Genomic DNA, 310 nt, shown 5'->3' on the forward strand with positions numbered 1-310 from the left:
GAGGTAGCCGTTACGGTTATTTTTGCTGTTCCGTTGGTTAAAAGGTTCGATTCGTAATCGATGTTGCCTGCTACGCTTACAACACCCGTAGATGGGTCTATCGTAAACCAGCCGTGGAAATCATCGCTTAGACTGTAAGTTACAGCATCGCCATCATTATCAACTACATGAGCGGTAATGTGAACCAAATCGCCCGCTGAAGCACTCTCCGATATCTCGTTCGCTGCCGCGTCGGTATCCGAAATGGTCTTGCCGGTTAAAACATCGTCGGTATCCCCTGTGGTATCATCAATTACCGTGATATCAAAGG

General features: G+C 47.4%; 1 protein-coding gene. It reads right to left on the reverse strand.

Features of this window, described 5'->3' with window-relative positions; all coding sequences use genetic code 11:
- A partial coding sequence (locus tag NQ163_RS20730) for a cadherin repeat domain-containing protein (RefSeq protein WP_268192207.1) occupies positions 1 to 310 on the reverse strand: 310 nt, incomplete at both ends.

This window comes from Marinifilum sp. D737 (assembly GCF_026672275.1).
In the GTDB taxonomy this organism is placed as follows: Bacteria; Bacteroidota; Bacteroidia; order Bacteroidales; family Marinifilaceae; genus Marinifilum.